Origin of the sequence: Terrabacter sp. Soil810 (assembly GCF_001429645.1) — a bacterium.
In the GTDB taxonomy this organism is placed as follows: domain Bacteria; phylum Actinomycetota; class Actinomycetes; order Actinomycetales; family Dermatophilaceae; genus Terrabacter.
The window spans coordinates 245,760-270,656 of record NZ_LMSW01000014.1 but is presented as its reverse complement, the minus strand read 5'-3'; the positions used below and the strand labels follow the sequence as shown (position 1 = coordinate 270,656).

The following is a 24,897-nucleotide window of genomic DNA, read 5'->3' as shown; positions in this document are numbered from 1 at the left end:
GATCACTCCCGACAGGTCAGTCGCCGGCCCTCGCGAGCGCCACGCTCTTCGGCACGACGAGGCGCCAGGCGTCGATGACGATCTCGCGCATCCGGTCGACGTCGAGCGCGTCGAGCCGCACCTCGACCCAGTTGAAGCGGAGGTCGGACCGGCGGGGCATGAGGAAGACGTCGGGCTCGCTCGCGACGAGCACGTCGCGCTCCTCCTTGGGGAAGGCGAATCCCAGCTGCGTCTCGTCGGCGGAGAACGCCAGCCACACGATCTTGCCGACACGGAACTTCACGCGGTCGCGGACGAGCACCTCGTACGAACGGGGAAGCTGCTCGGCCACGCGCCGCACGTCGTCGATGGTCACGGGCACCCCTCCACCCTGCCACGCACGGCCGGCCGACACGCCGTCCGATGCCTCTGAGTGCGAGGGACCGCTCCACATCCCCGCTGCGAACGGAGCCGGCCCGGCACCCGCGAAAGCAGTTCCGCTGACGTGCGCGACGGCATACCCTGCCTCTGTCGCGACCTCGACGGCCTCCGGGCCGGGCGGGCTGAAACGTCGACTCCCTGACACGACGACAAGGAGACGACGTATGCCGTCCAGCCCCGCCCCGCCCACCGTCCCGAGCGTGCCCACCGTCCCGGCGCGCCTGCTCGCCTTCCTCGACCGCCTCGCCGCCGAGCTCGACCGGCGCGGCGACGCCGTCGCCCTGCTCGGCCTCGGGTCGGTCGGGCGCGACCTGCACCGCCTCGACGAGCACTCCGACGCGGACTTCTTCGTCGTCGTCGACGACGCGGCGACCCGTGACCGCTACATCGCCGACATCGACTGGCTCGAGGCGGCCCACCCCGTCGTGTGGTCGTTCGAGAACAGCGACCTCGGCCGCAAGGCGCTCCTCGAGGGCGACCTCTTCGCGGAGTACGCCGTCCTCGCCCTCGCCGACATGGCGACCGCCGGCTACCCGCCGGGGCGCATCCACTGGAGCCGCGGCGACGCGCCCGTCGGCCTCGAGGTGCCGACGACGCCTGTGCCGCAACCGCCCTCGCTCGAGCACGAGGTCGGCGAGGCGATCACGAACCTCTACGTCGGGCTGCACCGCGACCTGCGCGGCGAGCGCCTCACGGCGACCCGCTTCATCCAGGGGTATGCCGTCGACCGCTGGGTCACGGTGCTCGACCACCTGGGGCTCGGTCGCGGTGCCCGTCAGGACGTCTTCGTCGTCGACCGTGGCGTCGAGCGGCGTTTCGGGCCCGAGCTGCTGCCGCTCGCCGACCTCGTGCCGGGCTACGAGCGCAACGCGCACGCGGCGGCGACCCTGCTCGGGCTGCTCGAGGCGCACGTCGAGCTCGACCCGACGATCGTCGCGGCGGTGCGCGACCTCGTCGCCCGCTCGGCCGCCGAGGCTCAGTCGCGGGCGAGCTCGAGCTCGTAGACGAGCAGGGTCAGGGTCGCGATCGGCGACCAGTCGCGCTCGGGGGCGCGGGTGAAGCCGAAGCGCTCGTAGACGCGGTGCGCCGCGTGCATCATCGGCTGCGTCGAGAGCACGACGCGGGTGCGGCCGAGGGCCCGGGCGCGGTCGACGCACTCGCGGACGAGGGCCGTCCCGACGCCGCGACCGCGACCGGCGGGGGCGACAGCCAGGGTCCGGAACTCGGCCTCGCCCTCGCGGGCGACGTCGGCGAACGGGCCCGGGGCCCCGACGAACGCGACCCCACCGAGCACCGTGTCGTCGGCGTCGACCGCGACGAGCACCTCGGCGTGCTCGGCCCGGCGGCCGACGTCGCGGAGCACGGCAAGGTAGGGGTCATCGGTGCCGAAGTCGAGCAGCCCGTCGTCGAGGTAGGCCGCGGCCGTCAGCTCACCGAGCCGTTCGTAGTCGCCCGGGTGCGCCGCGCGGATCGTGAAGCCGTCCATGCGCGCCAGTGTCGCAGCCGGCCATGGTCGCCCGGGCCGACCGTCCGGATCGTTCGGATCGTTCGGATGGTTCGGAGCGCCCGGGTCGTCACGATCGCCCGGAGATGGCCTCCCATGCGACCAGCAGACTCCACCCAGCCGGTTCGCAGAAACCGCACCTACGTTCCGAGACGGCTCGAGCGAGCCGTCTCGGGGGCTACAGGGAAGGGGCAGCATGCGCACACTCAGCAGACGCACACACACCCGGCGGGCGAGGACCGTCGTGGGCGTGGGGCTCGCGTCGAGCGCCCTCGCGCTCGGCACGACCTTCGCCGCGGGCTCCGCGGCGACGGCGGCCGGCTCGGACAGCGGTGACATCGTCTACACCGTCCACCCGCTGACGAAGCAGTTCTCGACGGGCAGCCGGCCCGGCGCGCTCCCGACGCCGTCGCAGTGCGTCGCCCGGATCGGGCTGGCCTGCTACACGCCCGCGCTCATCCGCAAGGCGTACGACATCCCCGACGGCTGGACCGGCAAGGGTCAGCGCATCGTCGTCGTCGACGCGTACGGCAGCCCCACGGTGCGCCAGGACCTCGACGTCTTCAGCCAGACCTTCGGCCTGCCCGGGGCCGACCTCAACGTCTACTACCCGGGCGGTCAGCCGCAGACGAGCACGGCGCACCAGGGCCAGCCGCTCGGCTGGGCCGGCGAGACGAGCCTCGACGTCCAGTGGGCGCACGCCATCGCGCCCGACGCGACGATCAATCTCGTCGTCGCGCCGAACAACTACGGCAACGCGCTCAACGTGGCCGTGCGCTACGCCGTCGACCACGACCTCGGCGACGTCCTGTCGATGAGCTACGGCGCCGACGAGGCTGCGATCAAGGGCAAGGGCAACAACCTGCAGCTCCAGCAGTCGCACGCGAACTTCGCGGCGGCGGCCGCCAAGGGGATCTCCCTGTTCGCCTCGTCGGGCGACGACGGCGCCTCGAACGGCGGCCCTGCCCTCGCGGCCGGCTACCCGGCATCCGACCCGCTCGTCACCGCGGTCGGCGGCACGAACCTCTTCGCGAGCGACTCGGGCGACTACCAGGGCGAGACGGTCTGGGGCGACGGGGCATCGTGCGCCGTGCACCAGCCGTTCGGCTGCACCCTCGGACCGATCGGCGCGACGGGCGGAGCCCCGAGCACGATCTTCCGCGCGCCCGCCTACCAGGCCGGCGTCTCCGGCAACCCGATGCGCACGACGTCCGACGTGTCCTACGACGCGTCGGTCTACACGTCGGTCTTCGTCTACGAGGGCTTCAACGCCAACCCGGACGACAACGGCTTCTACTTCTACGGCGGCACGAGCTCGGGCTCCCCGCAGTGGGCCGCGATCGGGGCCCTCGCCGACCAGCAGGCGGGCCACCGCCTGGGCGCGCTCAACCCGGCGCTCTACGCGATCGGCGCGGGGGCGACGCACGCCCTCGCCTTCCACGACGTCACGTCGGGCAACAACGCCTGGCACGGGCCCGGCCTCGACGCGCAGGCCGGCTACGACGACCCCACCGGGCTCGGCTCGCCGGACGTCTCGAACCTCGTGGGACAGCTCGTCCACTGACCCATCGCGTATGCCGTGTCGTGGCCACCCAGCGCTCCGCTGGGTGGCCACGCCGTCAGCGTCTCGCGGCGGCCTGCTCCACGAGCTTGGTGAAGCGGGCCGAGTAGTGCGTGAACCCGCCTGCGTGACTCGCGTCGTCGAAGGTGACCGTGGTCGCGCCGGCCCGGGCCGCCATGTACCGCTGCAGGGCCGGGTCGATGACCCGGTCGGCGCCGGAGACGGCGTACCAGGACGGGATGGCGGGCCAGGCGACGTCGGCAGACGGCGCGAACAGGATGCTGAGGTCCGTGGGCGTCTGGGCACGATCGAGCGTGGACGCGAGCCGAGGGCTCAGGTCCTGCGCGAAGTCGTCGCGGAAGTTCGTCGACGTGATGGTGGCGCGACCTGCGCTGTCGAAGGTGAGGTGACCGGGCGCGAGGAAGGCGGCTGGCGCGTAACCCGCGCCCAGCCCGATGATGCTCTCCCCGGCTGCCGGGACGAAGGCGGCGGTGTAGACGAGCGCCGACACGTCGCTCCGCCCGGCGGCCGCGTCGGAGATGACGAAGCCGCCGTAGGAGTGCCCGACCACGACCTTGGGGCCGGCCACCGCGTCCAAGGTCGCCCTGACCGTCGCGATGTCGTCGACCGTCCCGGACAGCGGCAGCGGAACGGCGACCGAGGTGTAGCCGTCCTTGCGCAGCGCCGCGGAGACCTCGTCCCACGACGAGGGACCGGCGAACGCGCCGTGCACGAGCACGATGGTGGGGCGCGCCGCAACGGGGGTCAGTGCCCCGGACGAGGCGGGTCCGGCCTGGGCCGGGGCCCCGGCCATGAGGGCGACGAGCGCGGCGAGCACCACGCCGGCCAGCCACGTCGAACGTCTCCGGACGATCGAGGCACCGCGTCCGTTCCTCATCCGGCCGGGACCTGGAACGAGGTCCGGCGACGTGGGCGGTGGGGTGGTCACGATGCCGGACCGGTTGCTGGACATGTGGTTCTCCTCGTGCTCGGGAGGTCAGGTGGTGGTGATGAGGCCGCCGTCGATGGCGACGTCGGCTCCGGTGATGTTTCCTGCGACGTCGCTGGCCAGGAAGGCGACCAGGTTGGCCACCTCACTGGGCCGGGTGAAGCGGCCCGTGGCGGATTCCCGAGCCGCTGCGGCGGCGACGGCGGAGGGGTCCGTCCCCTGCCGTGCGGACACCGCGGCGGCAACCCCGCCGGCGCCCAGCCACAGGTCGGTGGAGACCGGCCCCGGGCTCACGGTGTTGACGCGAATCCCCTTCGGGCCCAGTTCCTTCGAGAGGGACTTGCAGAAGCTCCGCAACGCCGCCTTGGCCGCGCTGTAGTCGATGACGCCCGGGTCGGCCAGGACGGCGTTGACCGAGCTCGTGCAGACGATGACTCCCCGGCCACGAGCCAGCATCATCGGCAGGGCGGCGCGGGTGGTGCGCACGGCGGCCATGAGGTTGAGCGTGTACGTCGTCGCCCACTGCTCGTCCGTCACGGCCACGAAGCCGTCCAGTCGCGGGGTCACCGCTCCGACGTTGTTGACGAGGATGTCGAGACGCCCGCGCCCGGCAGCGGCGTCGACGAGGTGGGCCACCCCGTCGGGCTGACCGAGGTCGGCGGCGACGTACGTCACCGTCCCGGTACGGGTCAAGGCCTCCAGCTCTGCCGAGGTCTCGCGTGCGCCGGCCACCACCGTGACCCCCTCGTCAGCCAAGACCCTCGTGATGGCGAGACCGATCCCCTTGCTCGCACCGGTGACGATCGCGACCTGCCCCGCCAGCCCGAGGTCCACGCTCAGAGTCCTTGCTCGTGCAGCCAGGCCAGCACGGCCTCGGCGATCTCGTTCCAGCCACTGTCGATCGTCAGCGAGTGACCCCGACCCTCGAACTGACGCAGCTCGGTGACCGCGGTCGAGTGGCGGTACTGCTTGAGCGTCGACCGGGTGACGGCGTCGGGAACCGTGTGGTCCTCCAGGCCGGAGATCAGCAGGAGCGGGCCACGGGTCGTGTTGCGCGTATCGACCGCCGCCTCCGAGTGGAGCGAGAAGTTGGCGGCTGCGGCCTGGAACAAGGGCTTCGCGGGTGACGGGATGCTCCACTTCTCGTAGAGGGCGTCCGACTCCTCCTCACTCACCGCGTTGCCGAAGCCGAAGCGGAACTCCTTGGCCGTCAGCGAGACCGCCTTGCTGCGGTTGGCGGGGTTGCCCAGGGCCGGCAGTCCGGCGCGCAGCTGGGCGAGCGGTAGCGGCAGGACGCCCTTGATCTGCGCCGGGTCGATGGCAACCGCCGCGGCTGCTTTCCCCTGCCCCAGCAGCTTCTCGGCGATGAGCCCGCCGAACGAGTGACCGATGATGACCGGCGGCTCCGACGACCCGTCGATCAGTGACGCGTAGTGGTTGGTCACGTCGTCGATGCCCAGGCCCGCGACGGCCTCCGGGTGCTGACGGGCCTCGGCCACGGTCTCGGGCTCGTGGGGCCACCCGGGCGCGGTGGGCGAGTAGCCCGACCGAGCGAAGGCCTCGACCCACGGGGCCCAGCTGGTGCTGTGGAGCCACAGTCCGTGGATGAAGATGACGGGTCGTTGGGCTGGCTGCATGACGGTGCCTCCGGAGCGGATGCTGGCGGGGCGACCTCCTGGCCGTCCACGTTGTCGCGCTGCACGGCGACGGTTCCGAGTCTTGCCGCACCCTCGTCGCGCGTCCAAGACCCGTTCCGGACCGATCGATAACCGCGAGCGCCCCTCCCGCAGCGGCCGGCTCGGTAGCGTGGGCGACGGAGACCGGCAACCAGCTACGCCCGTCCAGTCCACGGCCTCCACGGAGGCGTCGGCATGGACCTGGAGCTTCGACTGGTGCGCTACTTCGTGGCGGTCGCCGACGAGCTGCACTTCGGTCGTGCCGCGGCACGCCTCTACGTGAGCCAGCCGGCGCTCTCCAAGCAGATCCGCAAGCTCGAGGACCAGCTCGGCGAACCCCTCTTCGTGCGGGACAGCCGGCACGTGACCCTGACGACGCGAGGGGAGCGCTTCCTCGTGGACGCCCGTCGCCTACTGGCGCTGGCGGACTCGATGTCCGAACGGACCCGATCGGCGGGGGTGCGCATCGCCCATGTGTTCGAGCTGTCCACGAGCCAGGTCGTCGCCGACGCCTTCAGGGTGGCCGAGCCGGGGATCCCGCTGCGAGAGCATGCCATGGACAGCGTCACGCAGCTCAACGCGCTCCTGCAGGGCCGCCTCGATGTCGCCATCCTGCGCGTCACGCCGCGGATGAAGGTCGCGCACCCCACCGGCTGGCGCCACCGGCTCCTGCGCCTCGAGCCCCTCGTACTCGTGGGGCGACACGAGGATGGGCACCAGGGGAGGGTGTCGTTCGGCGCACGGCCGTTGCACGTCTTCGGGGACCCGCCCAGTTCCGGTACCTACAACGCGCACGGACAGTACCTGACCGCCCTGGAGCAACGACTCGGGCACACGATGCAGTGGCTCGGTACACCGGGGGCCTTCAGTCACTGCCTCTCTCATGTTAGATGGGCACCTGACAGCGTCCACTACCTCGAGTTCCTCAGCTACGCGGAGAAGTACGTCGCCGAGGGGCTCCACATGTCCTGGCCCGACGAGATCCAGCCGTACTACCCGTGGTCGCTCGCCTGGCGCGCAGACGACGTCGACGCGACGACGACTCGACTCATCGAGGTCTCGGTCGGCGTGGCCGACGAGCTCGGCTGGCTGGACTCGGGGCGGGACGGCAGACACGCCCCCGCCTGGCTGCCGGATGACGACCCGGCCTGGCAGGAGGTCCACACAGCCGACCCGGGCGCCCACGAGACGGCTCAGGCGACGGGCACTGCGCCAGAGAGTGCAACGGGCGCCTGACAGGTCGCCTGTCACGCGCGCACGTGCAACCTCACTCGTCGCCGCTGGGGCAGGCGCCGGCGTCTGGGTCCCGCGCGATGGCCGCAGGTCGGGCCCGAACGGATCAGGCAGACAGCCAGGTCAGGCCGCGAGGCGCCAGGCGAGGACGCCGAAGAGCACGCCGAGCGAGTTCGTGGCCCAGTGCATGCCGACGCTCGCGAAGAGGCTGCCGCTGCGACGGCGCAGCTCACCGGCGAGCACGCCACCGAGCGCGGTGAAGAGCACGGTGCCGCCGACGACGGCGGCCTTGGCGAAGGGGCCCAGCCCAGCGACGGCGGAGCCGATCGCCTCGTTGCCGGTGGCCGAGGCCATGGCGGGGAAGACGTGCCAGAGGCCGAAGAGCAGGGACGACCCCGCGAGGACCTGCCACATCCGGGCGTGCCGGGAGAGGAAGCCCCAGAGCACGGAGCGGAAGGCGACCTCCTCGAGCAGGATCGTGCCGACGGGGATCATGACGAACGCCGTGAGCAGCGCACCCGCCGGGGGCAGGTGGTAGCGGACGTCGAGGAACGCGGTGCGCGTCGACGGGAGCAGGATGCCGACGAGGTAGACGAGCCCGACGACGGCGATGACGCCGAGGCCCCACCGGATGCCGCGGGCGTGGGTGTGCCGGGCGAGCCCCAGCTGGTGCCACGACAGGCCCTGCCAGCGGGCGAAGCCGAGGAGGGCGACGGCGCCGAGCGGACCGAGCCACATGGTGTCCCAGCCCAGCACGTGGTTGGCGACGTTGACGCCGGCGAGGGCGAAGACGACGACCACGGTGGCGGCCATACGGGCCCGCCGTCCGCGGGCGATGAGTGCCAGACGGCGTCGACGCACCGGGTCGTGGGCCGTGGCCACGGAGACCATGGGGATGCCGTCGGTCGGGGACGCGACGGCGACAACGGGGCTCACGGCTGGGCTGTTCATTGCCGCCATTTTCGCACGTCAACCTGTGCGCGACCTGTGCTGGAACCGCCCGGCGATCCCGCCTGCCACCCCGGTCACAAGCGCCTCAACCCACCCCGAAGGCCACGCCGCCACAGCAGACATCTCCGGCGATTCCGGGGCGACGCCGAGGCCGGTCGCTCTAGGGTCTTCCCATGGCGACATCTCCGGTGCCGGCACCGGTGCTGGCGAGAGTCCACCCAGACGCGTGGCGACGCTTCCGCTACGGACTGGTCGTGGCCTGCTTCGTCCTCCTCGGGTGCGGCCTGGTGCTGGGCTCGGCTCCCGCGACCTTCGCCGACCTCAGAGCAGGCGTCAGCGCCGGCCGTGTCGACGAGGTGCACGTGTCCGGGGCGCTGCCCCCCGGGGCGACGGGCTTGGTGACCGTGTCCCTCGCGTGGCGCGACGGCGGCCGCAACCGGTTCGCCGAGGTGGTCCAGGTGAGCGATCTTGCGGTCTCGTCGCCGGGCGACATCGGCGCCCGCGAGGTCGTGACCGAGAACCTCGAGGAGTCGCTCCGCGCGCTGCAACCGGGCGTGCGCATCGTGGCGGACACGTGGCGCGACCCCGGTCACGAGCTCGCCGGCTGGCGCGTGCCGGGGTGGTTCGCCGCTGCGGCGCTCGTGCTCTGGTTCGCGACCGTGGCGCTGCTCTTCAACGGCGCTCAGCCGTGGTGGGCCACCCGCTGGGCCTGGTTCTGGGCGCTCTTCTCCCCGGCCGCGGTCGTGGCCGTGCCACTGTTCCTGCTCGTCTCCGGCCCGCCGCCCGGGGTGCCCGACACGGGGCGGTCCGGGCGTCGCCTCACCGGCGGCTGGGCCTTCATCCTGTTCTACCTCGTGGCACCGGCCGCCTACGGAGCCCTCACCCGCTCCTGAGCCGACGGCCTCGGCGGCGCCGCTCGACGAGCCCGCGGACGTACTCGGCCTGGCCGAGGTGCTTCGCCCCGTCGTCGAGGACGGAGACGAGACGCACCGCCACGGTGACGGGCGGGTCCCAGCGCTCGTCGACGACCCGGGCGTATGCCGTGTCGTCGAGCTCCTCGACGAGCTCGACCGTCCGCTCGTGGACCGCCGCGTGGTATGCCGCGAAGAGGGCCGGGTCGGCGACGGTGAAGCGTCCGACGTCTGCCGACGTCATGCTCCAGCCGTGCGCGTCCGCCCGGTAGGGCAGCCCGAACCGTTCGACCCAGCCGTCGCCGCGCCACACCGAGTCGTCGGCGTCGGCCAGCTGGGCCACCTGGTCGTCCTGCTGCCGGGCGAGGTGCCAGACGAGCCATGCGATGTGGTTCGCGTCCGGGTCGGGGCGCCAGAGCAGCTCCTCGACGGAGAGACCGTCGACGACCTCCGGCAGGCCGTCACGGATGCGGCCGAAGCCGTCGAGCATCAGGTCGCGTGCGATGTCGGTCGTCATGTCGTCCACCTCCCCAGCATGCACCCGGGCGCGGACCTCCCACGCCGTGCCCCTACTGCATCCCGACCCGCAGTGCGGCGGATCACCTTGCGCCCGTGTGACTCCGGACGAATCAGACCTTTGCCGCGCGATGTATCTGGAGGGCCCGCCCGGTCTCTGAACCCCCGCGCCCGCCACGAGGGCCGACCCCGACACAGGAGACCAGCAATGACGACCATCCTCACCCCCACCGCCCGACGGGCCACGAGCCTCGCCGGACTCTGCGACGGTGCGGTACACCTCCCCGGCGACCCCGGCTACGACGCGGCACGCCTGCCCTGGAACGTCGCCCTCGACCAGCGCCCGGCCGCCGTCGCCCTGCCTCGCACCGTCGCGGACGTCCAGGCGGTCGTCCGCGCGGCCGCCGCCGACGGGCTGAAGGTCGCGCCGCAGAGCACGGGCCACAACGCCGGGCCGCTCGTCGGGCGGGGCCTCGACGACGTCGTCCTCGTGCGCACCGAGCGGATGCGCGGTGTCGGCATCGACGCGACCCGCCGGGTCGCCCGGGTCGAGGGCGGGGCGCTCTGGATCGACGCGACCGAGCCCGCAGCCGACCACCGGCTCGCGGCCCTGCACGGCAGCTCGCCCGACGTCGGCATCGCCGGCTACAGCCTCGGCGGTGGCATCGGCTGGTACGCCCGCAAGCTCGGTCTCGCCTCCAACAGCCTCACGGCCGTCGAGCTCGTCACGGCCGACGGTGAGCACGTGCGCGCCGACGCGACGCAGAACGTCGAGCTCTTCTGGGCCCTGCGCGGGGGTGGCGGCAACTTCGGGGTCGTCACGGCTCTCGAGTTCCGCCTCTACCCGATCGAGGCGGCGTATGCCGGCATGCTCGTCTGGGACCGCGACCACGCCGAGCGTGTGCTGCGTCGCTGGGCCGACTGGGCTCCCGAGGCCCCCGACGCCGTCTCGACGTCGTTCCGCTTCCTCGACCTGCCGCCGCTGCCGACGATCCCCGAGCCGCTGCGTGGGCGGTCGCTCGTCGTCATCGACGGCGCGGTGCTCGGCTGCGACGCCGAGGCCCGCTCGATCCTCGGGATGCTCCGCGGCCTCGGACCCGAGATCGACACCTTCGACCGCGTGCCGGCCCGGTCGCTGACCCGGCTGCACATGGACCCGGAGGGCCCGACACCCGCCGTCTCGGACGGGACCCTCATCGGCGAGCTCGGCGACGCGACCGTCGACACGCTCCTCGAGCAGGTGGGCCCGGGCTCGACGTCGTCGCTGCTGTCGACCGAGCTGCGCCAGCTCGGCGGGGCCCTCGGCCGGGCACCCGAGGGCCACGGCGCCCTCGCGACGATCGATGCGGCATACGCCGTCTTCGCTGTCGCGGTTGCCGCGACCCCCGAGCTGGCGATGCAGGGGCAGCTCGACGCGCACCGGCTCACGGGCTCGCTCGAACCGTGGTCGACCGGCCGCAGCTACCTCAACTTCGCCGAGAACGAGGTCGACGTGCGCACCGGCTACACCGAGTCGGCGTGGCTGCAGCTCAAGGGGATTCGGTCGGCGTACGACCCCGACGACCGCTTCCTCGCCAACCACCGCGTCCCCCGGCTCTCCGAGGACGGCGCGGTCACCGAGTGACGGCTCGTTCGAGGTGATCCCGTGGGCCACGTGCCTCACGGGATCACCTCGACCGGCGTCAGAGCGTCACGAGGACGAAGGCCTCCACCGGCTCGCCCTTGCCCTTGAGCTCGAGCGGACCCAGCGGCTCGGTGGTCGCGCCGGGCAGCATCGCCAGCGTGTCGGCCGTGACCGCGACGCGGCCGACCGGCGCCTGGCCCTCGATCCGCGAGGCCACGTTGACGGCGTCGCCGATGACGGTGTGGGTGCGGCCGCCCTCGCTGCCGAGCACGCTGACGAGCACCTCGCCGCTGTTGATCCCGACCCGGAAGCGCGGCCAGCCGGGGTGCTGGTCGGCGATGCGCGCCGTCTCGACCTGGAGGTCCAGACCGGCCCGAGCCGCTCGGTGTGCATGGTCGGGCTGGTCGCCGAGACGGTTGAACGTCGCCATGATCGCGTCGCCGATGAGGCGGTCGATCGTGCCCCCGTGCCGCTTGACGACGGCCGGGATCGCCACCGTGAAGTAGGCGTTGAGCATCTCGGTGACCTCGCTCGGGTCATGGCCCTCGGAGAAGGTCGTGAAGCCCTTGAGGTCGGCGAAGAGGATCGACATCTCGCGGCGGCCGGCCAGGGTGTCGGCCGTGTAGAGGCTGGCGTAGCGCTCCTCGTGCCAGGACTGCTGCGCGCCCCAGGCGACGAGGACGAACGCCGCGAGCATGAGCAGGTGCCACTCCCACCACGAGTAGTGCCAGTTGGGGGCGAACACGATGGCGACCATCGCCTCGGCGAGCAGGACCATCGCCGACGCCATCGCCGCGGGGAGCAGCCCACCACGCCGCCACCACAGCCGCGCGTACGTCACCGCCGTCACCGCGAAGAGGACGACCGACACCACGGCCGCGCCCACCATCGGCGGCGATCCCCTCTCGAGCCCGGGCCCCACGTCGAACGGCGGCACCCGCAGCAGCGACGCGAAGCCCCAGACGACCATCGTGATCAGCAGGGCCAGGCGCAGCATCCGCGCCCTCCGCATCTCGGCGGCCGCCCGGTCGGCAGCCACCTCGCGCACCGACGCGACGGCGAAGAGCGAGCCGATGGCGATGCCGACGGGGGTGGAGATGTTGAACCCGGCCGTGGCGGTCTCCAGGAGCATGTGCGGGGTCGCGAGCGCGTGCAGCCCGAGGAAGCCCGAGGCGGAGAGGAAGGCGAGCGACACGTACATGACGCGCACGTCGCCGCGCCGGACCGCAGCCGCGCCCGTGCCGTATGCCGTCAGCGCGCTGAGCAGGGCCGCGCCGAGGACGATCCAGAAGTGCGTCGGGTCGTGCTGCCACTGCCGGTCGAGGGGCTCGGAGAGCCGAAGCACGACGAGGCCGAGCAGCGGCAGCGCGAGCGCGACGGCGCCGACGACACCGCGTCGGCGGGCCCCGGGGCGTGACTCGCCCGGGCTGGTCGCGGGCGCGGCCAGCGGGGTGACGGCCGGGTCGTCAGCCATGGGGGTGGGCCTGCCCGTCCGTCTCCGTCTCCTTCTCGGTCGACCGGGACATCGACTCGACGAGCGAGAGGTACTGGTGCACCTCGGACACCACGACCGAGCCCTCGCCGACCGCCGACGCGACCCGCTTGACGGACCCCGCTCGCACGTCCCCGACCGCGAAGAGTCCCGGCACCGACGTCTCGTGCGCGCACGGAGGTCGCTCGAGGCTCCAGGCGCCGGCCTCGCGCACGTCGGCGCCGGTGAGCAGGAAGCCCCACCCGTCGCGGACCACGGCCTCGGGCAGCCACGCGGTGTGCGGCTGCGCGCCGATCATGACGAAGAGACCGTCGGCCGGGATGGAGCGCCGCTCGCCGGTCGTCCGGTCCGCCACCACGATCTCGGACAGCCATCCGTCGCCGCCCCCGTCGACGACGTCGGCGTTCGGGACGACGGTGATCCTCGGCGAGGCCTCGATCTCGTCGATGAGGTAGCGCGACATGGTCGTCGAGAGGTCCGGCGTGCGGATGACGACGGTCACGTCCGCGGCATACCGCTGCAGGTGCAGGGCCGCCTGGCCGGCGGAGTTGCCGCCGCCGACGATGACCGTGTGCGCCCCGGTGAGCCCATGGGCCTCGGACACGTTCGCGCCGTAGTAGACGCCGGACCCGCTCAACGCCTCGAGCGACGGCACCCCGAGGCGCCGGTAGGCGACGCCGGTCGCGAGCAGCACCGCCCGCGCCCGCACGTCGCCGACGTCGGAGACCGTGGCGACGAACCACGGGGCCCCGTGCGCGTCCGGGGTCGGGTCGATCGCCGTGACCCGCCGGGTCAGGACGAACCGCGCGCCGAAGACCCACGCCTGCTGGAAGCCCCGCTGGGCGAGCTCGGCGCCCGAGACCCCGCGCGAGAAGCCGAGGTAGTTGCGGATGAGCGAGCTCGTGCCGGCCTGACCGCCGAGCGCCTGCTCCTCGACGCAGAGCACCGACAGTCCCTCGGACGAGCCGTAGACCGCAGCCGCGAGCCCGGCCGGTCCGGCCCCGACGACGAGCAGGTCCACGTCGCGCACCTCCGGCCCGCCCCCGGGCACGGTGAGGTCGGTGCCGATGCCCCAGGCCTGGCAGATCTCGACGTCGGTCGGGTCGAGCAGGACCCGGCCGCCCAGCGCCGCGAGCCAGATGACGAGCGGACCCTCCGGGTCGGTCGGGCGCGGGGCCTCGATCGTCAGGAGCAGGTCCACCGCCTCCGCCGTGCCCCGGTCGAGGTAGGCGTGCGGGATCCCGTTGCGAGTCAACAGGGTTCGCACGGCGTGGCCGCGCGGGTCGCGGGCCGCGCCGACGACGACCACCTCGCGCCGGCGGTTCGCCACCGTCCGGGACCACACCTGGACGAACTCCGAGACGGTGCGACAGAAGAGCTCGTCCGGTGACGTCCACGGCTCGAGGACGTAGTAGTCGATGTCGCCGAGCGACATGCCTCGCAGGATCGCGTGGGCGGTGCGACCGTCGGCCCACGCGCCCCAGGGCACGAGCAGGGCCCGGGCGGCGTCGGGGTGCAGGGTGCGCACCGACCGCAGCAGCTCGGCGCCCCCGAGTCCGGGCAGCCACGGGTCGGCGAGGACGAGCGCGACCGGGTCGCCGCGCTCGGCCGCGAGCTGGAGGTGCTGGAGGGCGACGGCGCTGTCGGACTCGCCGCGCACGCGGAAGTCGGCGCCGAAGCGCCGCGCGAGCTCGGCCTCGGTCCGGGCGAGCCCGTCGAGGTCATGGTCGACGACGAGCAGGAGAGGACGGGTCATGGAACCCCCTCACGCAGTGGTGCGGGCAGGACGATGGACGACCACCCCTCACACCGACGGTAGGCCGCATCAGGACCCCGCGGGTCCCGAACGGACGATCTCGTGGTCCCTCGGCGAAGATGGGGCCATGGCACCCCTGGCACCCTCCGCGTACGACGTCGACCGGATCCGCTGGCTCTTCCCCGCCCTCCACGAGGGGGCGGCGCACTTCGACGGCCCCGGTGGGTCGCAGGTGCCCGACACCGTCGCCACGGCTGTCGTCGAGACGCTGACCTCCGCCATCTCGAACCGCGGCTCCGTGACCGCGGCCGAGCGCCGCGCCGACCGCGTCGTCGTCGAGGCGCGCGCCGCGATGGGCGACCTGCTGTCGGTCGAGCCGGGCGGCGTCGTCTTCGGCCGGTCGGCCACGGAGCTGACCTTCCACCTCGCGCGCACGCTCTCGTCGGACTGGGGTCCCGGCGACGAGGTCGTCGTCAGCCGCCTCGACCACGACGCCAACGTCCGTCCGTGGGTCCTCGCTGCCGAGGCTCGGGGCGCCACCGTCCGGTGGGCCGAGTTCGACCCGAGCACCGGCGAGCTCGCACCCGAGGCCGTCGCCGCCGTCGTCGGCGAGCGCACCCGCCTCGTCGCCGTGACCGCCGCGTCCAACCTCATCGGCACCCGCCCCGACCTGCCCGCCATCGCCGAGATCGTCCACGCGGCCGGGGCGCTGTTCTGGGTCGACGGCGTGCACGCGACCGCGCACGTGCTCACCGACGTGCCGGCGAGCGGCGCCGACTTCTGGGTCTGCTCGCCCTACAAGTTCCTCGGCCCGCACCTCGGCGTCCTCGGCGCCTCGTCCGCGCTGCTCGAGACGCTGCACCCCGGCAAGCTCGTGCCCTCGTCGGACACCGTGCCCGAGCGCTTCGAGCTCGGCACGCTGCCCTACGAGCTGCTCGCCGGCACGACGGCGGCCGTCGACTTCCTCGCCGACCTCGCCCTCACCGACCCCTCGCGGCCCCGCCGGGAGCGACTGGTCGCCTCCTTCGCCGCCCTCGAGGCGCACGAGGACGCCCTCCTCGCCACGCTGGAGGCGCGGCTTCGCGCGATCCCGGGGCTGACGTCATACAGCAACGCGCAGCGTCGGACGCCGACCGTGCTCGTCACGGTCGAGGGGCACGACCCGCAGGACCTGCGCACGGCGCTGGCCGAGCGCGGTGTCAACGCCCCAGCCGGCAGCTTCTACGCGTGGGAGTGCAGCCACCACCTCGGGCTCGGCGCCAGCGGCGGGCTGCGGATGGGCCTCGCGCCCTACACGAACGCCGACGACGTCGACCGGCTCGCGACCGGGCTCGAGGAGATCTGCGGGGTGTCCCGGTGAGCCGAGCGGTGCCCCTCCCGGCCGGCCCGGGCCAGGAGTCGGTGTGGGACTACCCGCGTCCGCCGGCGGTCGACCCGAGCGACGAGCTGGTCGAGGTGCACCTCGGCGGCGAGGTCGTGGCCCGCACCCGCTCCTCGCTCCGCGTCCTCGAGACGAGCCACCCGCCGACCTACTACCTGCCGCTCGACGCGTTCGTCGACGGCGCGCTCGTGCCCGTCCAGGGCAGCACCGTGTGCGAGTGGAAGGGTCGCGCCGCCTACTTCGACGTCGTCGGTGGCGGGCTGCGCGCGGCCCGCGCCGCGTGGACCTACCCCGAGCCCGTGGCCACGTATGCCGTCCTGGCCGGTCACGTCGCCGTCATGCCGGGACTCGTCGACGCGTGCCTCGTGGACGGCGAGAGGGTGCGGGCGCAGGAGGGCGGCTTCTACGGCGGCTGGATCACCGACCGGGTCGTCGGCCCCTTCAAGGGCGGCCCCGGCTCCTGGGGCTGGTGACGGCGCGGAGGCGCCAGACCTCACCCTGAGAGGGGGAGGATCACGGCGGCCGGGAGCGGCAGGGTGGTCCGTGGGGAGACGTGCGTCCGGCGACGCACGTGGACCCGACGACACCACTCGCACCCACCGCCGGACGGCCGGGCCCGCCACGGCGCCACGCAAAGGAGCAGGACATGGCTGCCTTCACGGTATGGAAGTTCGACGACCTCGACGGCGCAGACCACGCCGAGTCCGTCCTCGAGGACTGTCAGGCGGAGGGTTTCCTCAAGGTCGTCGACCACGCCGTCGTCACGTGGCCCGAGGGCGACGAGCATCCCAGCATGAGCCACGGGAACGACGAGAAGTGGCGTGGCACGGGCTGGGGCGCGCTCTGGGGAGTGCTGGTCGGCGCGCTCTTCTTCGTCCCGGTCGTCGGGGGCGTCGTCGGAGCGGCCATCGGGGCCATCAGCAAGATGACGGAGGACGCCGGCATCACCAAGGAGCAGCTCGAGACGATCCGCACCGAGCTGACCCCGGGCACGTCGGCGCTCTTCGTCGTCACCGAGCAGGGCGACCTCGACCGCGTCGGCGAGCGCCTCCGGGGGATCCACAGCAAGCTCGTCGCCACCAACCTCACGGACGGCGAGCGCCAGATCCTCCTGGAGACCTTCGGCGGTCGCTGAGCCCTGCCGGGAGCGGTTCAGCGCGGAAGCGGCACGATCCGCGCCTCGACGAGCGTCCGGTCGCGCACGTCGAGGGTCGCGAAGGTCCCGGCCGGCTGGCGCCGTCGGTCGGTGGGCGAGCCCGGGTTGAGGATGCGCACGCCGTCGCCGGTCTCGTCGAGCGGGATGTGCGAGTGCCCGAACACGACGAGGTCGGCCGTGGGGAAGCGCCGCCGCATCCGCGCGGTGCGCCCCTGTCGCTGCCCGCTGTCGTGGACCATCCCGATGCGCAGGCCCTCGAGCTCGATCTCCATCGTCTCGGGGGCGCCCCACGCGGCGACCTCGGGCACGTCGTTGTTGCCCATGACGACGTGCACCGGCGCGAAGGTCGCCAGCAGGTCGAGCACGTCGGGGGTGCAGACGTCACCGGCGTGGAGGATGACGTCGGCCGACTCGAGGTGCGGGAGCAGCGCCGGCGGGCAGGCCTTCCAGTGGCGGGGCCCGTGGGTGTCGGAGACGACGAGGACCCTCACGACCGCACGCGCTCGAGCACCTCGCGGACCGTGGCCTCGACGAGCTGCACCTTGTAGCCGGTCTCGGGGAGCGGGCGGGCACCGCGCGTCGCCTCCACAGCCGCCGCGGAGACGGTGTCGTCATCGAGCGACGTCCCGGTCAGCAGCTCCTCGACCGCACTGAGCCGCAAGGGAACCGGCGCGACCCCGCCGATCGCGACCCCGCACGACGTGACGGTCCCGGCGTCGTCGCGCACGACGCGGACGACCGCCTCGACGAGCGGCCACTCCGCCTCGAACCGGCTGATGGAGCGGAAGTAGGCCGCCCGCTCGCCCGCCGCGGGAGGTGGCAGCGTCACCCGGGTCAGCACCTCGTCGTCGGCGAGCAGGTGGTCACGGCTCGGGTCGGACCCGTCGCCGAGCACGTCGCCCACCCCGAGACCGTCACGCTGCGTCGTGTCGATGGTGGCGGCATACGTCATCAGGGCCATGGCGAGGGACGACGGGTGCGGGTGGACGCACGGGGCGGTGTCGAAGACGACGCCGTAGAGGTGGCGCCCGTCGCGCGCGGGACAGCCCTCGCCGCCCGACTTGAAGCACGACGTGTGCGGGTGGCGGAAGTACCAGCAGCGGGTGCGCTGGAGCAGGTTGCCGCCGATCGTCGCGGCCGCGCGCACCTGGGGGGTCGCCAGGCCCGCGGCCGTGAGCGCGAGCGCCGGGTAGTCGGCGGCCAGGTCTCGAGCGATGGTGGCGACGGTGACGCCCGCGCCGAGGGTCGTGGCGGCGTCGGTGCGCTCGACCGTGGCGAAGCCGCGCACCCCCGTCAGGTCGAGGACGTGCGGCGTCGCGCCGGTCGTGCGCAGCCGCTCCTGCAGGTCGGTGCCGCCGGCGCGATAGACGAGCTCGCCTGCGCCGTCGGGCCGCTCGTCGTATGCCGTGAGGATCGTGATGCTCATCGCGTGACCTCCGTGCGCAGTCCCTCGAGGAGCCGGTCTGGACGCACCGGCAGTGACAGGGGTCGCCAGCCCGTGGCGTTGAAGATGGCGTTCCCCACGGAGGCCGCGGGGCTGACGGTGGCGACCTCGCCCAGCCCGACGCCACCGCCCGGCACGCGGTCCCACCCCTCCTCGTGGAAGTGGATGTCGATCTCGGGGGTGTCTCCCAGCTGCGGGATGCGGTAGTCCTCGAGGTTGGCCGTGAGGGTGAGTCCGGTGTGCGGGTCGAGGACCTGGTTCTCGTAGAGCGCGAGCCCGACGCCCTGGATGATCGAGCCCTCGCACTGGCTGCGGGCGAGGACCGGGGCGTGGATGCGGCCGACGGCGATGCCGCCGTGGACGCGGAGAACCCGGGTCTTCCCGGTGCGGGTGTCGACCTCGACCTCGGTGACGTGCAGGGCCGCCGAGAAGCCGCGGCCGACCTGGATGCCGTTCATCGTCATCGGGACGGCTCGGAGCCCGCGGTCGCCCCCGCGCTTGGCCGCCGCCGACGCGCCGGCCGGGGCACGGTCGAGGTCGGTGCCGACCCGGTCGCGGAGGCTGCTGGCCGCCTCGACGGCGGTCGACCACAGCGACACCGTCGTGCGGCTGCCCCCGGACGCCGGGCCGTGGGACGTGCCGCCGTGGGAGCGACCGAGCCGGACCTCGACGGCGGACGGGTCGACGTCAAAGACACCCGCCACCGCCCGGGCGACGACCGTGCGGCTCCCGGTCCCCATGTCCTGCGCAGCCGTCGACGCGACCAGGTGACCGGCCTCGACGGACACGACGACCTCGCAGTCGGGGTCGACGAGGTAGATCCAGTTGCCGGCAGCCACACCGACGCCGCGCCGGAAGCGCCCGGACTGGCTGCCGGTGGCGGGTCGCCGCTCCCACGTCGGGAGCGCACTCGCCCAGCGGTAGAGCGCCTGACGCTTCTGGTTGCCGTCCCACTGGGCGCGCAGCCCGATCGGGTCGCGGCCGAAGCGGTGCGCGACCTCGTCGACGGTCTGCTCGAGCGACCAGGCGCTCGTCGGGCCGCCGGGTCCCCGGAACGGCGCTCCGGGAGGCGCGTTCGTCACGACGTCGACGTCGCGGGCCAGGCGCGGCGTGCGCTCGTAGAGCAGCATCGACAGGGCGGCCACGCTGTTGCCGATCGCGACCCCCGCGTGGCTGTCGGTGTCGACGACGAGCGCCCTGACGGCCTGCGTGTCGTCGTCGACGAGCATCGAGACGCGCGACCGGCTCCCCGGGCGGTTGCCGGTGCCGGTCAGCTCCTCGTGCCGGTCGAGCACGAGCCGCACCGGTCGACGCGCGAGACGGCTCAGGGAGATCGCGCTCGTGGCCTCCGTCGTGAGTGAGAGCTTGGCGCCGAACCCGCCGCCGACGTGCTCGGCGACGACCTCCACCTGCGTGGGGTCGAGGTCGAAGCGGTCGGCGATGGCGTGCCGCATGAGGTCCACGCCCTGGGTGCTGAGCCAGACCCGCAGATGCTGCGGGTCGGTCCAGTCGGCGACGCAGGCGTGCGGCTCGAAGGCCGTGTGCAGCTGGGCTGCGGTGTGGAACTCCAGCTCGACGAGGCCCTGTCTCCCGGCGGCGCGCGCGGCACCGACCCGGCGTTTGGCGAGGGTGCCCAGGAAGGGGCTGCGCGAGGGCCCGTGGCGGTTGCCGTCCCATGGCGCCGGCATCGACCCACCCTCACCGGCGGACGGCGCGGCCTTGCGCTCGCCCCGCGTCGGGTAGACGAGCGGGGCGCCCGGGCGCACGGCCGCCTCGGGATCGAGCACGAAGTCGAGGGGCGTCACGGGCACGACGAGCTCGCGCGCGACCCGGCGCGCCTCGGCGAGGGACTCTGCCGCGACGACGGCGATCGGCTGACCGGCCCAGCGCACGCGTCGGTCGTCGCCGAGGATGTCGAGGCCGACGACGCCGTCCGGGAAACGGATCGGACCGACGGTCCCGGCCGCCACGTCGGATCGGCGGATCGCGGCGTGCAGCATGCCGGGCAGGACGACGTCCGTCGTGTAGACGGCGGCCCCGGTGACCTTGGCAGGGGCGTCGACGCGCTCGACGTGGCCGGCCCCGTCGTCGTGCTCGCCGCGGCACGCGGCGGCGACCGCGCGGTAGATCCCCTCGTACGAGCCGCAGCGGCACAGGTGGCCGGCGAGGGCCTCGGCGATCGTCTCGCGGTCGGGCCCGTCGGCACCGGCTTTTCCGACCTCCCCGGCGGCACCGGCGGCACCGCGCTCGGCCCGCCACCGGTCGTGGAAGGCGACTGCGTCGACGACGAATCCCGGCGTGCAGTAGCCGCACTGGAGCCCGTCGTGGTGGGCGAAGGCGCGCTGCACGGGATGGAGGTCGTCGCCGTCGGCCAGGCCCTCGACGGTCGTCACGCTCGCGTCGCGCAGCCGGGTCGCCGGGGTGAGGCAGCCGAGCACCGGCTCGCCGTCGACGAGCATCGTGCACGCGCCGCAGACGCCGCTGCCGCAGACGAGCTTGGTGCCGGTCAGGCCGAGGCGGTCGCGCACGACGTCGACGGCCGACTCGGTGCCCTCGACCTCGACGACCCGTGCCTCGTCGTTGACCGTGGTGGTGAGCTCCATGAGGCCTCCCTGCGGGTGCGTCTCGACGAGACGGTGCGAACCGACGCTACCTCCGGATCGGCCGCGGCGCGATGATGGTGTGGAGGGCTCTCGTCCGCGCCGACCCACGGCCGGAACGGCGACCCGCAGCGACGAGGAGGACACGGTCATGCGCATCGCGGTGCTCGGCACGGGCGGGATCGGCGGCTACTTCGGCGGGCGGCTCGCGGCGTCCGGGCACGACGTCACGTTCGTGGCGCGGGGCGACCACCTCGAGGCGATCCGCGACAGCGGTCTCGTCGTGACGAGCGTCGCCGGCGACTTCACGGTCGAGCCCGCGCACGCCACCGACGACGTGACGTCGATCGGCGTCGTCGACGCGGTCCTGCTCGCGGTCAAGACGTGGCAGCTGCCACCCGTCCTCGAGTCGCTGCGCTCGCTCGTCGGACCCGGCACGGCCGTCGTCACCACCCAGAACGGGGTCGAGGCGCCCGACCAGGTGGCCGCCGTCGTCGGGCGCTCCGCGGTGCTGCCCGGCATCGCCAAGATCTTCGCCTACATCGACGGTCCCGGCCGCATCACCCACGCGGGCGGCCCCGCCTCCTTGGCCTTCGACGAGTGGTCGGCCGCTCCCGCGCCGTCCGACCGGGTCGCCCGGCTCCGCGAGGCCGTGACGGCCTCGGGTGCGGTGTCGCCCGTGCCCGACGACATCTGGGCCGAGCTGTGGTCGAAGATGCTCTTCGTCGTGCCCTTCGGCGGGCTCGGCGCCGCCCTCGACTCGACCATCGGCGAGCTGCGCACGAAGCCGTCGAGCCGGGCGCTCCTTCAGGACGCGATGCGGGAGGTGGAGACGCTGGCCCGGGCACGCGGCACACACCTGCCCGAGCGCGTGGTCGCGGGCACGATGGCCTTCGTCGACGACCAGCCCGCCGACGCGACGACGTCGCTGCAGCGGGACCTGCTCGAGGGCAGGCCGTCCGAGCTCGACGCGTGGACGGGCGCCGTCGTGCGCCTCGCGAGCGAGTCCGGCGTGGACGTGCCGCTGCACCGCCTGCTGCTCGAGGTGCTCACCTCACGCCACCCAGGGGCGCTGCTCGGCTGACCGGTGACCGCGCTGATGGCGTACGCCCTCGGCGGCGTCCGAGCCCGGGTGACGCTCAGAGGTCGGGGCGGCACACCCCACGACCGAGGATCGCGAGTCCGCGCCGGTCGCCGTCGGCGGGGCCGGCCCCCGTGCCGCCCGTCTGCGACATGAGCTGCGAGCCGTCGGACACGTGGTTGAGCCCGAGCACGTGCCCGATCTCGTGCTCGACGACGGCGCGGGCGGAGTCGCGTCGGCCCGCGGCGAGCAGGTCGTGCATCGCCTTCGCGTCGAGCCAGACCGACCCGGTGACGTAGACGAGGACCCCGTCACCGGCAGCCCGCGGCGTGCTGCCGCCGAGTCCGACGGTGCCGCCCGCGAGCCTCGGGATCTGCTCGGGCGTCGCGAAGGCGACGTAGACCGGCGCCCAGCGGTCGCCGTAGCGGTCGGGCTGGTACGGGTCGCGCTCGGGGGTAGGCCCCTCGTCGGTCAGGCCGTCGTCGACGAAGCGCAGCCCGCTCGCCTCGGACATCGTCGAGACGGCCTCGCGCACGAGGGCGTCGCCACCGGGAGGCAGGCCGACCGTGCTCGTCGTGAAGTGGATCGGCCGGCAGGGGTCGTAGGCCACCGGGTCCAGGCCGTCGGCCTGCATCCGCATGAACGTGTAGCCGCCGTGGCCGCCCGGCATCGACGGGGGGTCACCGAGCGGGGCCTGGGCCGCGCCGATGCCGGCCGGCGGGGAGTCGACCCCGATGCCGTGCCTCGAGTCGAACGGCCGCGCCTGCCACAGCCACAGCGGGACCGTGATCGCGAGCACGGCGAGGATCACGGTGCCGAGCCACACGGGCCGGCGCCCGCGGGACGCACTCGCGCCGGTGGGTCGGTGCCGACCGGGTGCGCGAACGAGGGACCCCTGACGCATGTCATGCATGGTGCCGTGAACCGCCCGTCCTGTCGCATCGAGAGCCTGCGCCTCGCGCGCGACTCCTCTTTCCGTACCCAACGGGGGTCCACCTCGGGCACCCACAACCGTGTCGGCTAGGTTCTGCGTCCGTGGACTGGTTCGAGGCGGTGCGCGACCGGGTGGTCCCGGCGACCGGTGACGTCGCCCTGGCCGCCCCCCGGCTGCTGATCGTCCTCGGCATCGCGCTCGTCCTCGTTGCCGTCGAGCCGCTGTGGAAGGTCGTACGCCTCGCCGTCACCCTCGTGCACGAGCTCGGTCACGCCGTGGTCGGGGTGCTCGTCGGGCGGCAGTTCACGGGTTTCGTGCTCCGCGGTGACATGTCCGGCCACGCCGTGACCCGTGGCCCGGTGCGCGGCCCCGGCCGCATGGCCTCCACGTGGTCGGGCTACCCGATGCCGGCGCTGCTCGGCGCCGCGATGGTGTGGGCGGCCGAGCGCGGCTGGGCGGCCCCCGTCATCACGGCCGGTCTCGCCGTCCTCCTCTTCGCCCTCGTCCGGGTGCGGTCGGCGCTCACGGTCGTCGTCATGCTCGTCGCCATCGCCGGCTCGGCCGCCCTCTGGTGGTGGCGCGACGACGCGCTGCAGACGCAGGTGCTCGTCGGCCTGGGCGTCGTGCTCGTCGTCGGGGCCTGGCGCCATCTGCTCGCGGTGCTGGGCGACCGCAGCAGCGGCAGCGACCCGGGCGTCCTCGCCTCGCTGACGCACCTGCCACGTGCCGCCTGGAACCTCTCGTTCGTCGTCGTGTGCGCCCTCGCGACGTGGGTCGTCGCGGCCGAGGTCGTCGCCACCCTGCACTGACCGGCACGAAGGCCGGCTGTCGGTGGTCGACGCGCCGGGAAAATGGGTAAGCGAAGATCGGGTGGAGCCAGGGGGACCACCCTGCACCACACCTCGGGGACGCCGCATCCGGTGCACGGATGACCACGGCGACGGCCCGGCGGCATGCAGGGAGATCACTGGCATGCCGCCGGGCTGGGCCCCGCCTGCAGGCGGTCGGCCTTCGCGATGAGGTCAGTTGAGGCTGAAGGGCGGGATCGGCGGCCGGGCGACCGCGCCGAGGGCAGCGGCGAACTCGCGCTCACGCCTGACCAGCTCGAGGCCGAGCCGCAGGCGCGACTCCGTGTCGCTGCTCGCGAGGAGGCGCTGGCGGTCGGCCACGTCCAGACTCACGGCGTCGGACACGGCATACGCGAGGGCACGGTCGTCGGCCGGGAGCTCGGGGTCGGTGCCCGTCACCGCGGCGAAGACGGCGAGCTCGGCGCGGAGGCGGGCCGCGAGGAGGGTGACGGTCGCGGCGTCGCCGTCGGGCTCGGTCAGCCAGGTGACGCGGGCCGTGGTGTACGGCGTGCCGGCGGACTCGTCGATGGCGTCGAGCCGGAAGCGGTCCGTGCCCTCCGAGACGACGAGGAACCGCTCGCCCTCGAGCGCAGCGGCCTGGGTGAGCAGGGCGCCGCAGCCGATGGGGTGCAGGGCGCGCACGCCCTCCTCGCCGACCTCGTAGCCCTCCCGGATCGCGACGACCCCGAAGACGGGGGAGCGCTCGTCCTGCCCGTCGAGCAGGTCCCGGAGCAGCCGGACGTAGCGCGGTTCGAAGATCTGCAGGGGCAACCGCCCACCGGGCATGAGCACGGTGCCGAGCGGGAAGAGCGGCAGTGTCGCCATGCAGCCAGAGTAGGCACGGCCGGCCGCCGTCGGGA

General features: G+C 73.4%; 24 protein-coding genes. 10 read left to right on the top strand and 14 right to left on the bottom strand.

Annotated elements, in window-relative coordinates; all coding sequences use genetic code 11:
• Nucleotides 1-16 precede the first annotated feature (16 nt).
• Nucleotides 17-355, bottom strand: a complete 339-nt coding sequence (locus ASG96_RS19575) for an MmcQ/YjbR family DNA-binding protein (RefSeq protein WP_235509232.1) — start codon at nucleotides 353-355, stop codon at nucleotides 17-19.
• Between the two features lie 229 nt (nucleotides 356-584).
• Here ASG96_RS19575 and ASG96_RS19570 point away from each other — a divergent pair, with 229 nt between their 5' ends.
• Complete coding sequence (locus ASG96_RS19570; RefSeq protein WP_057589039.1) at nucleotides 585-1,424, top strand: hypothetical protein; 840 nt, start codon at nucleotides 585-587, stop codon at nucleotides 1,422-1,424.
• Here the strand turns inward: ASG96_RS19570 and ASG96_RS19565 are convergent.
• Nucleotides 1,397-1,906, bottom strand: a complete 510-nt coding sequence (locus ASG96_RS19565) for a GNAT family N-acetyltransferase (protein WP_056749992.1) — start codon at nucleotides 1,904-1,906, stop codon at nucleotides 1,397-1,399. The two genes, ASG96_RS19570 and ASG96_RS19565, sit on opposite strands and share 28 nt — an antisense overlap.
• A gap of 268 nt (nucleotides 1,907-2,174) precedes the next feature.
• On the opposite strand from ASG96_RS19565, the gene ASG96_RS19560 reads away from it, so the two are divergent.
• Entirely contained in the window at nucleotides 2,175-3,488 is a 1,314-nt protein-coding gene (locus ASG96_RS19560) for a S53 family peptidase (RefSeq protein ID WP_157611052.1), read from the top strand.
• A gap of 55 nt (nucleotides 3,489-3,543) precedes the next feature.
• On the opposite strand, the gene ASG96_RS19555 is transcribed toward ASG96_RS19560, so the two are convergent.
• Genes ASG96_RS19555 through ASG96_RS19545 form a run of 3 tightly spaced genes read right to left on the bottom strand, consistent with a single transcriptional unit; the run spans nucleotide 3,544 to nucleotide 6,071 of the window.
• Entirely contained in the window at nucleotides 3,544-4,458 is a 915-nt protein-coding gene (locus ASG96_RS19555; protein WP_057589037.1) for an alpha/beta hydrolase, read from the bottom strand.
• Between the two features lie 24 nt (nucleotides 4,459-4,482).
• The gene (locus ASG96_RS19550) at nucleotides 4,483-5,268 is read right to left on the bottom strand and encodes an SDR family NAD(P)-dependent oxidoreductase (protein ID WP_057589036.1); all 786 of its coding nucleotides are present in this window, start codon (nucleotides 5,266-5,268) and stop codon (nucleotides 4,483-4,485) included.
• A gap of 2 nt (nucleotides 5,269-5,270) precedes the next feature.
• Entirely contained in the window at nucleotides 5,271-6,071 is an 801-nt protein-coding gene (locus ASG96_RS19545) for an alpha/beta hydrolase (RefSeq protein ID WP_056750020.1), read from the bottom strand.
• A gap of 234 nt (nucleotides 6,072-6,305) precedes the next feature.
• Between ASG96_RS19545 and ASG96_RS24560 the strand changes: the two genes are divergently transcribed.
• A complete protein-coding gene (locus tag ASG96_RS24560) occupies nucleotides 6,306-7,346 on the top strand; it encodes a LysR family transcriptional regulator (protein WP_056750023.1) in 1,041 nt (346 codons plus the stop codon).
• 120 nt (nucleotides 7,347-7,466) lie between these two features.
• On the opposite strand, the gene ASG96_RS19535 is transcribed toward ASG96_RS24560, so the two are convergent.
• Complete coding sequence (locus ASG96_RS19535; RefSeq protein WP_235509231.1) at nucleotides 7,467-8,294, bottom strand: CPBP family intramembrane glutamic endopeptidase; 828 nt, start codon at nucleotides 8,292-8,294, stop codon at nucleotides 7,467-7,469.
• Nucleotides 8,295-8,467: 173 nt separating this feature from the next.
• Here ASG96_RS19535 and ASG96_RS19530 point away from each other — a divergent pair, with 173 nt between their 5' ends.
• Nucleotides 8,468-9,187 carry a hypothetical protein gene (locus ASG96_RS19530; protein ID WP_157611050.1) on the top strand — a complete coding sequence of 240 codons (720 nt, stop codon included), beginning with the start codon at nucleotides 8,468-8,470 and terminating at the stop codon, nucleotides 9,185-9,187.
• Here the strand turns inward: ASG96_RS19530 and ASG96_RS19525 are convergent.
• The gene (locus ASG96_RS19525) at nucleotides 9,174-9,722 is read right to left on the bottom strand and encodes a DinB family protein (protein ID WP_056754113.1); all 549 of its coding nucleotides are present in this window, start codon (nucleotides 9,720-9,722) and stop codon (nucleotides 9,174-9,176) included. The two genes, ASG96_RS19530 and ASG96_RS19525, sit on opposite strands and share 14 nt — an antisense overlap.
• A 207-nt stretch (nucleotides 9,723-9,929) precedes the next feature.
• Here ASG96_RS19525 and ASG96_RS19520 point away from each other — a divergent pair, with 207 nt between their 5' ends.
• Complete coding sequence (locus tag ASG96_RS19520; protein ID WP_057589034.1) at nucleotides 9,930-11,345, top strand: FAD-binding oxidoreductase; 1,416 nt, start codon at nucleotides 9,930-9,932, stop codon at nucleotides 11,343-11,345.
• Nucleotides 11,346-11,403: 58 nt separating this feature from the next.
• Here the strand turns inward: ASG96_RS19520 and ASG96_RS19515 are convergent, their stop codons facing one another.
• Complete coding sequence (locus ASG96_RS19515) at nucleotides 11,404-12,819, bottom strand: adenylate/guanylate cyclase domain-containing protein (protein WP_056750033.1); 1,416 nt, start codon at nucleotides 12,817-12,819, stop codon at nucleotides 11,404-11,406.
• Nucleotides 12,812-14,593, bottom strand: coding sequence for an FAD-dependent oxidoreductase (locus tag ASG96_RS19510; RefSeq protein WP_056750038.1), 1,782 nt, complete (start codon nucleotides 14,591-14,593; stop codon nucleotides 12,812-12,814). The genes ASG96_RS19515 and ASG96_RS19510 overlap by 8 nt, the downstream gene beginning before the upstream one ends.
• Nucleotides 14,594-14,720: 127 nt before the next feature.
• Between ASG96_RS19510 and ASG96_RS19505 the strand changes: the two genes are divergently transcribed.
• From ASG96_RS19505 to ASG96_RS19495, 3 genes are all read left to right on the top strand, one after another.
• Nucleotides 14,721-15,953, top strand: coding sequence for a cysteine desulfurase-like protein (locus ASG96_RS19505; protein WP_057589033.1), 1,233 nt, complete (start codon nucleotides 14,721-14,723; stop codon nucleotides 15,951-15,953).
• Nucleotides 15,950-16,447 (top strand): DUF427 domain-containing protein, encoded by a 498-nt coding sequence (locus ASG96_RS19500; protein WP_235506331.1) that lies wholly within the window; start codon nucleotides 15,950-15,952, stop codon nucleotides 16,445-16,447. Before ASG96_RS19505 ends, ASG96_RS19500 begins: the two co-directional genes overlap by 4 nt.
• Before the next feature lie 173 nt (nucleotides 16,448-16,620).
• Nucleotides 16,621-17,109, top strand: a complete 489-nt coding sequence (locus tag ASG96_RS19495) for a DUF1269 domain-containing protein (RefSeq protein ID WP_056750054.1) — start codon at nucleotides 16,621-16,623, stop codon at nucleotides 17,107-17,109.
• Nucleotides 17,110-17,126: 17 nt separating this feature from the next.
• On the opposite strand, the gene ASG96_RS19490 is transcribed toward ASG96_RS19495, so the two are convergent.
• From ASG96_RS19490 to ASG96_RS19480, 3 genes are read right to left on the bottom strand one after another with little or no spacing between them, the layout of a single operon-like run.
• On the bottom strand, nucleotides 17,127-17,621 hold the full coding sequence (locus ASG96_RS19490; RefSeq protein WP_057589032.1) for a metallophosphoesterase family protein: 495 nt from the start codon (nucleotides 17,619-17,621) through the stop codon (nucleotides 17,127-17,129).
• On the bottom strand, nucleotides 17,618-18,556 hold the full coding sequence (locus ASG96_RS19485; protein WP_057589031.1) for a xanthine dehydrogenase family protein subunit M: 939 nt from the start codon (nucleotides 18,554-18,556) through the stop codon (nucleotides 17,618-17,620). The genes ASG96_RS19490 and ASG96_RS19485 overlap by 4 nt, the downstream gene beginning before the upstream one ends.
• A complete protein-coding gene (locus ASG96_RS19480; RefSeq protein WP_057589030.1) occupies nucleotides 18,553-21,177 on the bottom strand; it encodes a molybdopterin-dependent oxidoreductase in 2,625 nt (874 codons plus the stop codon). Before ASG96_RS19480 ends, ASG96_RS19485 begins: the two co-directional genes overlap by 4 nt.
• 148 nt (nucleotides 21,178-21,325) lie before the next feature.
• Between ASG96_RS19480 and ASG96_RS19475 the strand changes: the two genes are divergently transcribed.
• A complete protein-coding gene (locus tag ASG96_RS19475; protein ID WP_057589229.1) occupies nucleotides 21,326-22,258 on the top strand; it encodes a 2-dehydropantoate 2-reductase in 933 nt (310 codons plus the stop codon).
• Nucleotides 22,259-22,313: 55 nt separating this feature from the next.
• Here the strand turns inward: ASG96_RS19475 and ASG96_RS19470 are convergent, their stop codons facing one another.
• Nucleotides 22,314-23,159, bottom strand: a complete 846-nt coding sequence (locus ASG96_RS19470) for a matrixin family metalloprotease (RefSeq protein ID WP_157611048.1) — start codon at nucleotides 23,157-23,159, stop codon at nucleotides 22,314-22,316.
• A gap of 131 nt (nucleotides 23,160-23,290) precedes the next feature.
• Here ASG96_RS19470 and ASG96_RS19465 point away from each other — a divergent pair, with 131 nt between their 5' ends.
• Nucleotides 23,291-23,998, top strand: a complete 708-nt coding sequence (locus ASG96_RS19465) for a M50 family metallopeptidase (RefSeq protein ID WP_056750068.1) — start codon at nucleotides 23,291-23,293, stop codon at nucleotides 23,996-23,998.
• 213 nt (nucleotides 23,999-24,211) lie between these two features.
• On the opposite strand, the gene ASG96_RS19460 is transcribed toward ASG96_RS19465, so the two are convergent.
• Complete coding sequence (locus tag ASG96_RS19460; protein WP_056750076.1) at nucleotides 24,212-24,862, bottom strand: LON peptidase substrate-binding domain-containing protein; 651 nt, start codon at nucleotides 24,860-24,862, stop codon at nucleotides 24,212-24,214.
• Nucleotides 24,863-24,897: the final 35 nt, after the last annotated feature.

Bases quoted from the DNA above. Each gene is read 5' to 3' on its own strand.
- ASG96_RS19570 (WP_057589039.1), top strand. From the start codon at position 585: ATGCCGTCCAGCCCCGCCCCGCCCACCGTCCCGAGCGTGCCCACCGTC.
- ASG96_RS19565 (WP_056749992.1), bottom strand. From the start codon at position 1,906: ATGGACGGCTTCACGATCCGCGCGGCGCACCCGGGCGACTACGAACGG.
- ASG96_RS19555 (WP_057589037.1), bottom strand. From the start codon at position 4,458: ATGTCCAGCAACCGGTCCGGCATCGTGACCACCCCACCGCCCACGTCG.
- ASG96_RS19545 (WP_056750020.1), bottom strand. From the start codon at position 6,071: ATGCAGCCAGCCCAACGACCCGTCATCTTCATCCACGGACTGTGGCTC.
- ASG96_RS24560 (WP_056750023.1), top strand. From the start codon at position 6,306: ATGGACCTGGAGCTTCGACTGGTGCGCTACTTCGTGGCGGTCGCCGAC.
- ASG96_RS19535 (WP_235509231.1), bottom strand. From the start codon at position 8,294: ATGAACAGCCCAGCCGTGAGCCCCGTTGTCGCCGTCGCGTCCCCGACC.
- ASG96_RS19530 (WP_157611050.1), top strand. From the start codon at position 8,468: ATGGCGACATCTCCGGTGCCGGCACCGGTGCTGGCGAGAGTCCACCCA.
- ASG96_RS19525 (WP_056754113.1), bottom strand. From the start codon at position 9,722: ATGACGACCGACATCGCACGCGACCTGATGCTCGACGGCTTCGGCCGC.
- ASG96_RS19520 (WP_057589034.1), top strand. From the start codon at position 9,930: ATGACGACCATCCTCACCCCCACCGCCCGACGGGCCACGAGCCTCGCC.
- ASG96_RS19515 (WP_056750033.1), bottom strand. From the start codon at position 12,819: ATGGCTGACGACCCGGCCGTCACCCCGCTGGCCGCGCCCGCGACCAGC.
- ASG96_RS19510 (WP_056750038.1), bottom strand. From the start codon at position 14,593: ATGACCCGTCCTCTCCTGCTCGTCGTCGACCATGACCTCGACGGGCTC.
- ASG96_RS19505 (WP_057589033.1), top strand. From the start codon at position 14,721: ATGGCACCCCTGGCACCCTCCGCGTACGACGTCGACCGGATCCGCTGG.
- ASG96_RS19495 (WP_056750054.1), top strand. From the start codon at position 16,621: ATGGCTGCCTTCACGGTATGGAAGTTCGACGACCTCGACGGCGCAGAC.
- ASG96_RS19485 (WP_057589031.1), bottom strand. From the start codon at position 18,556: ATGAGCATCACGATCCTCACGGCATACGACGAGCGGCCCGACGGCGCA.
- ASG96_RS19480 (WP_057589030.1), bottom strand. From the start codon at position 21,177: ATGGAGCTCACCACCACGGTCAACGACGAGGCACGGGTCGTCGAGGTC.
- ASG96_RS19475 (WP_057589229.1), top strand. From the start codon at position 21,326: ATGCGCATCGCGGTGCTCGGCACGGGCGGGATCGGCGGCTACTTCGGC.
- ASG96_RS19470 (WP_157611048.1), bottom strand. From the start codon at position 23,159: ATGCGTCAGGGGTCCCTCGTTCGCGCACCCGGTCGGCACCGACCCACC.
- ASG96_RS19460 (WP_056750076.1), bottom strand. From the start codon at position 24,862: ATGGCGACACTGCCGCTCTTCCCGCTCGGCACCGTGCTCATGCCCGGT.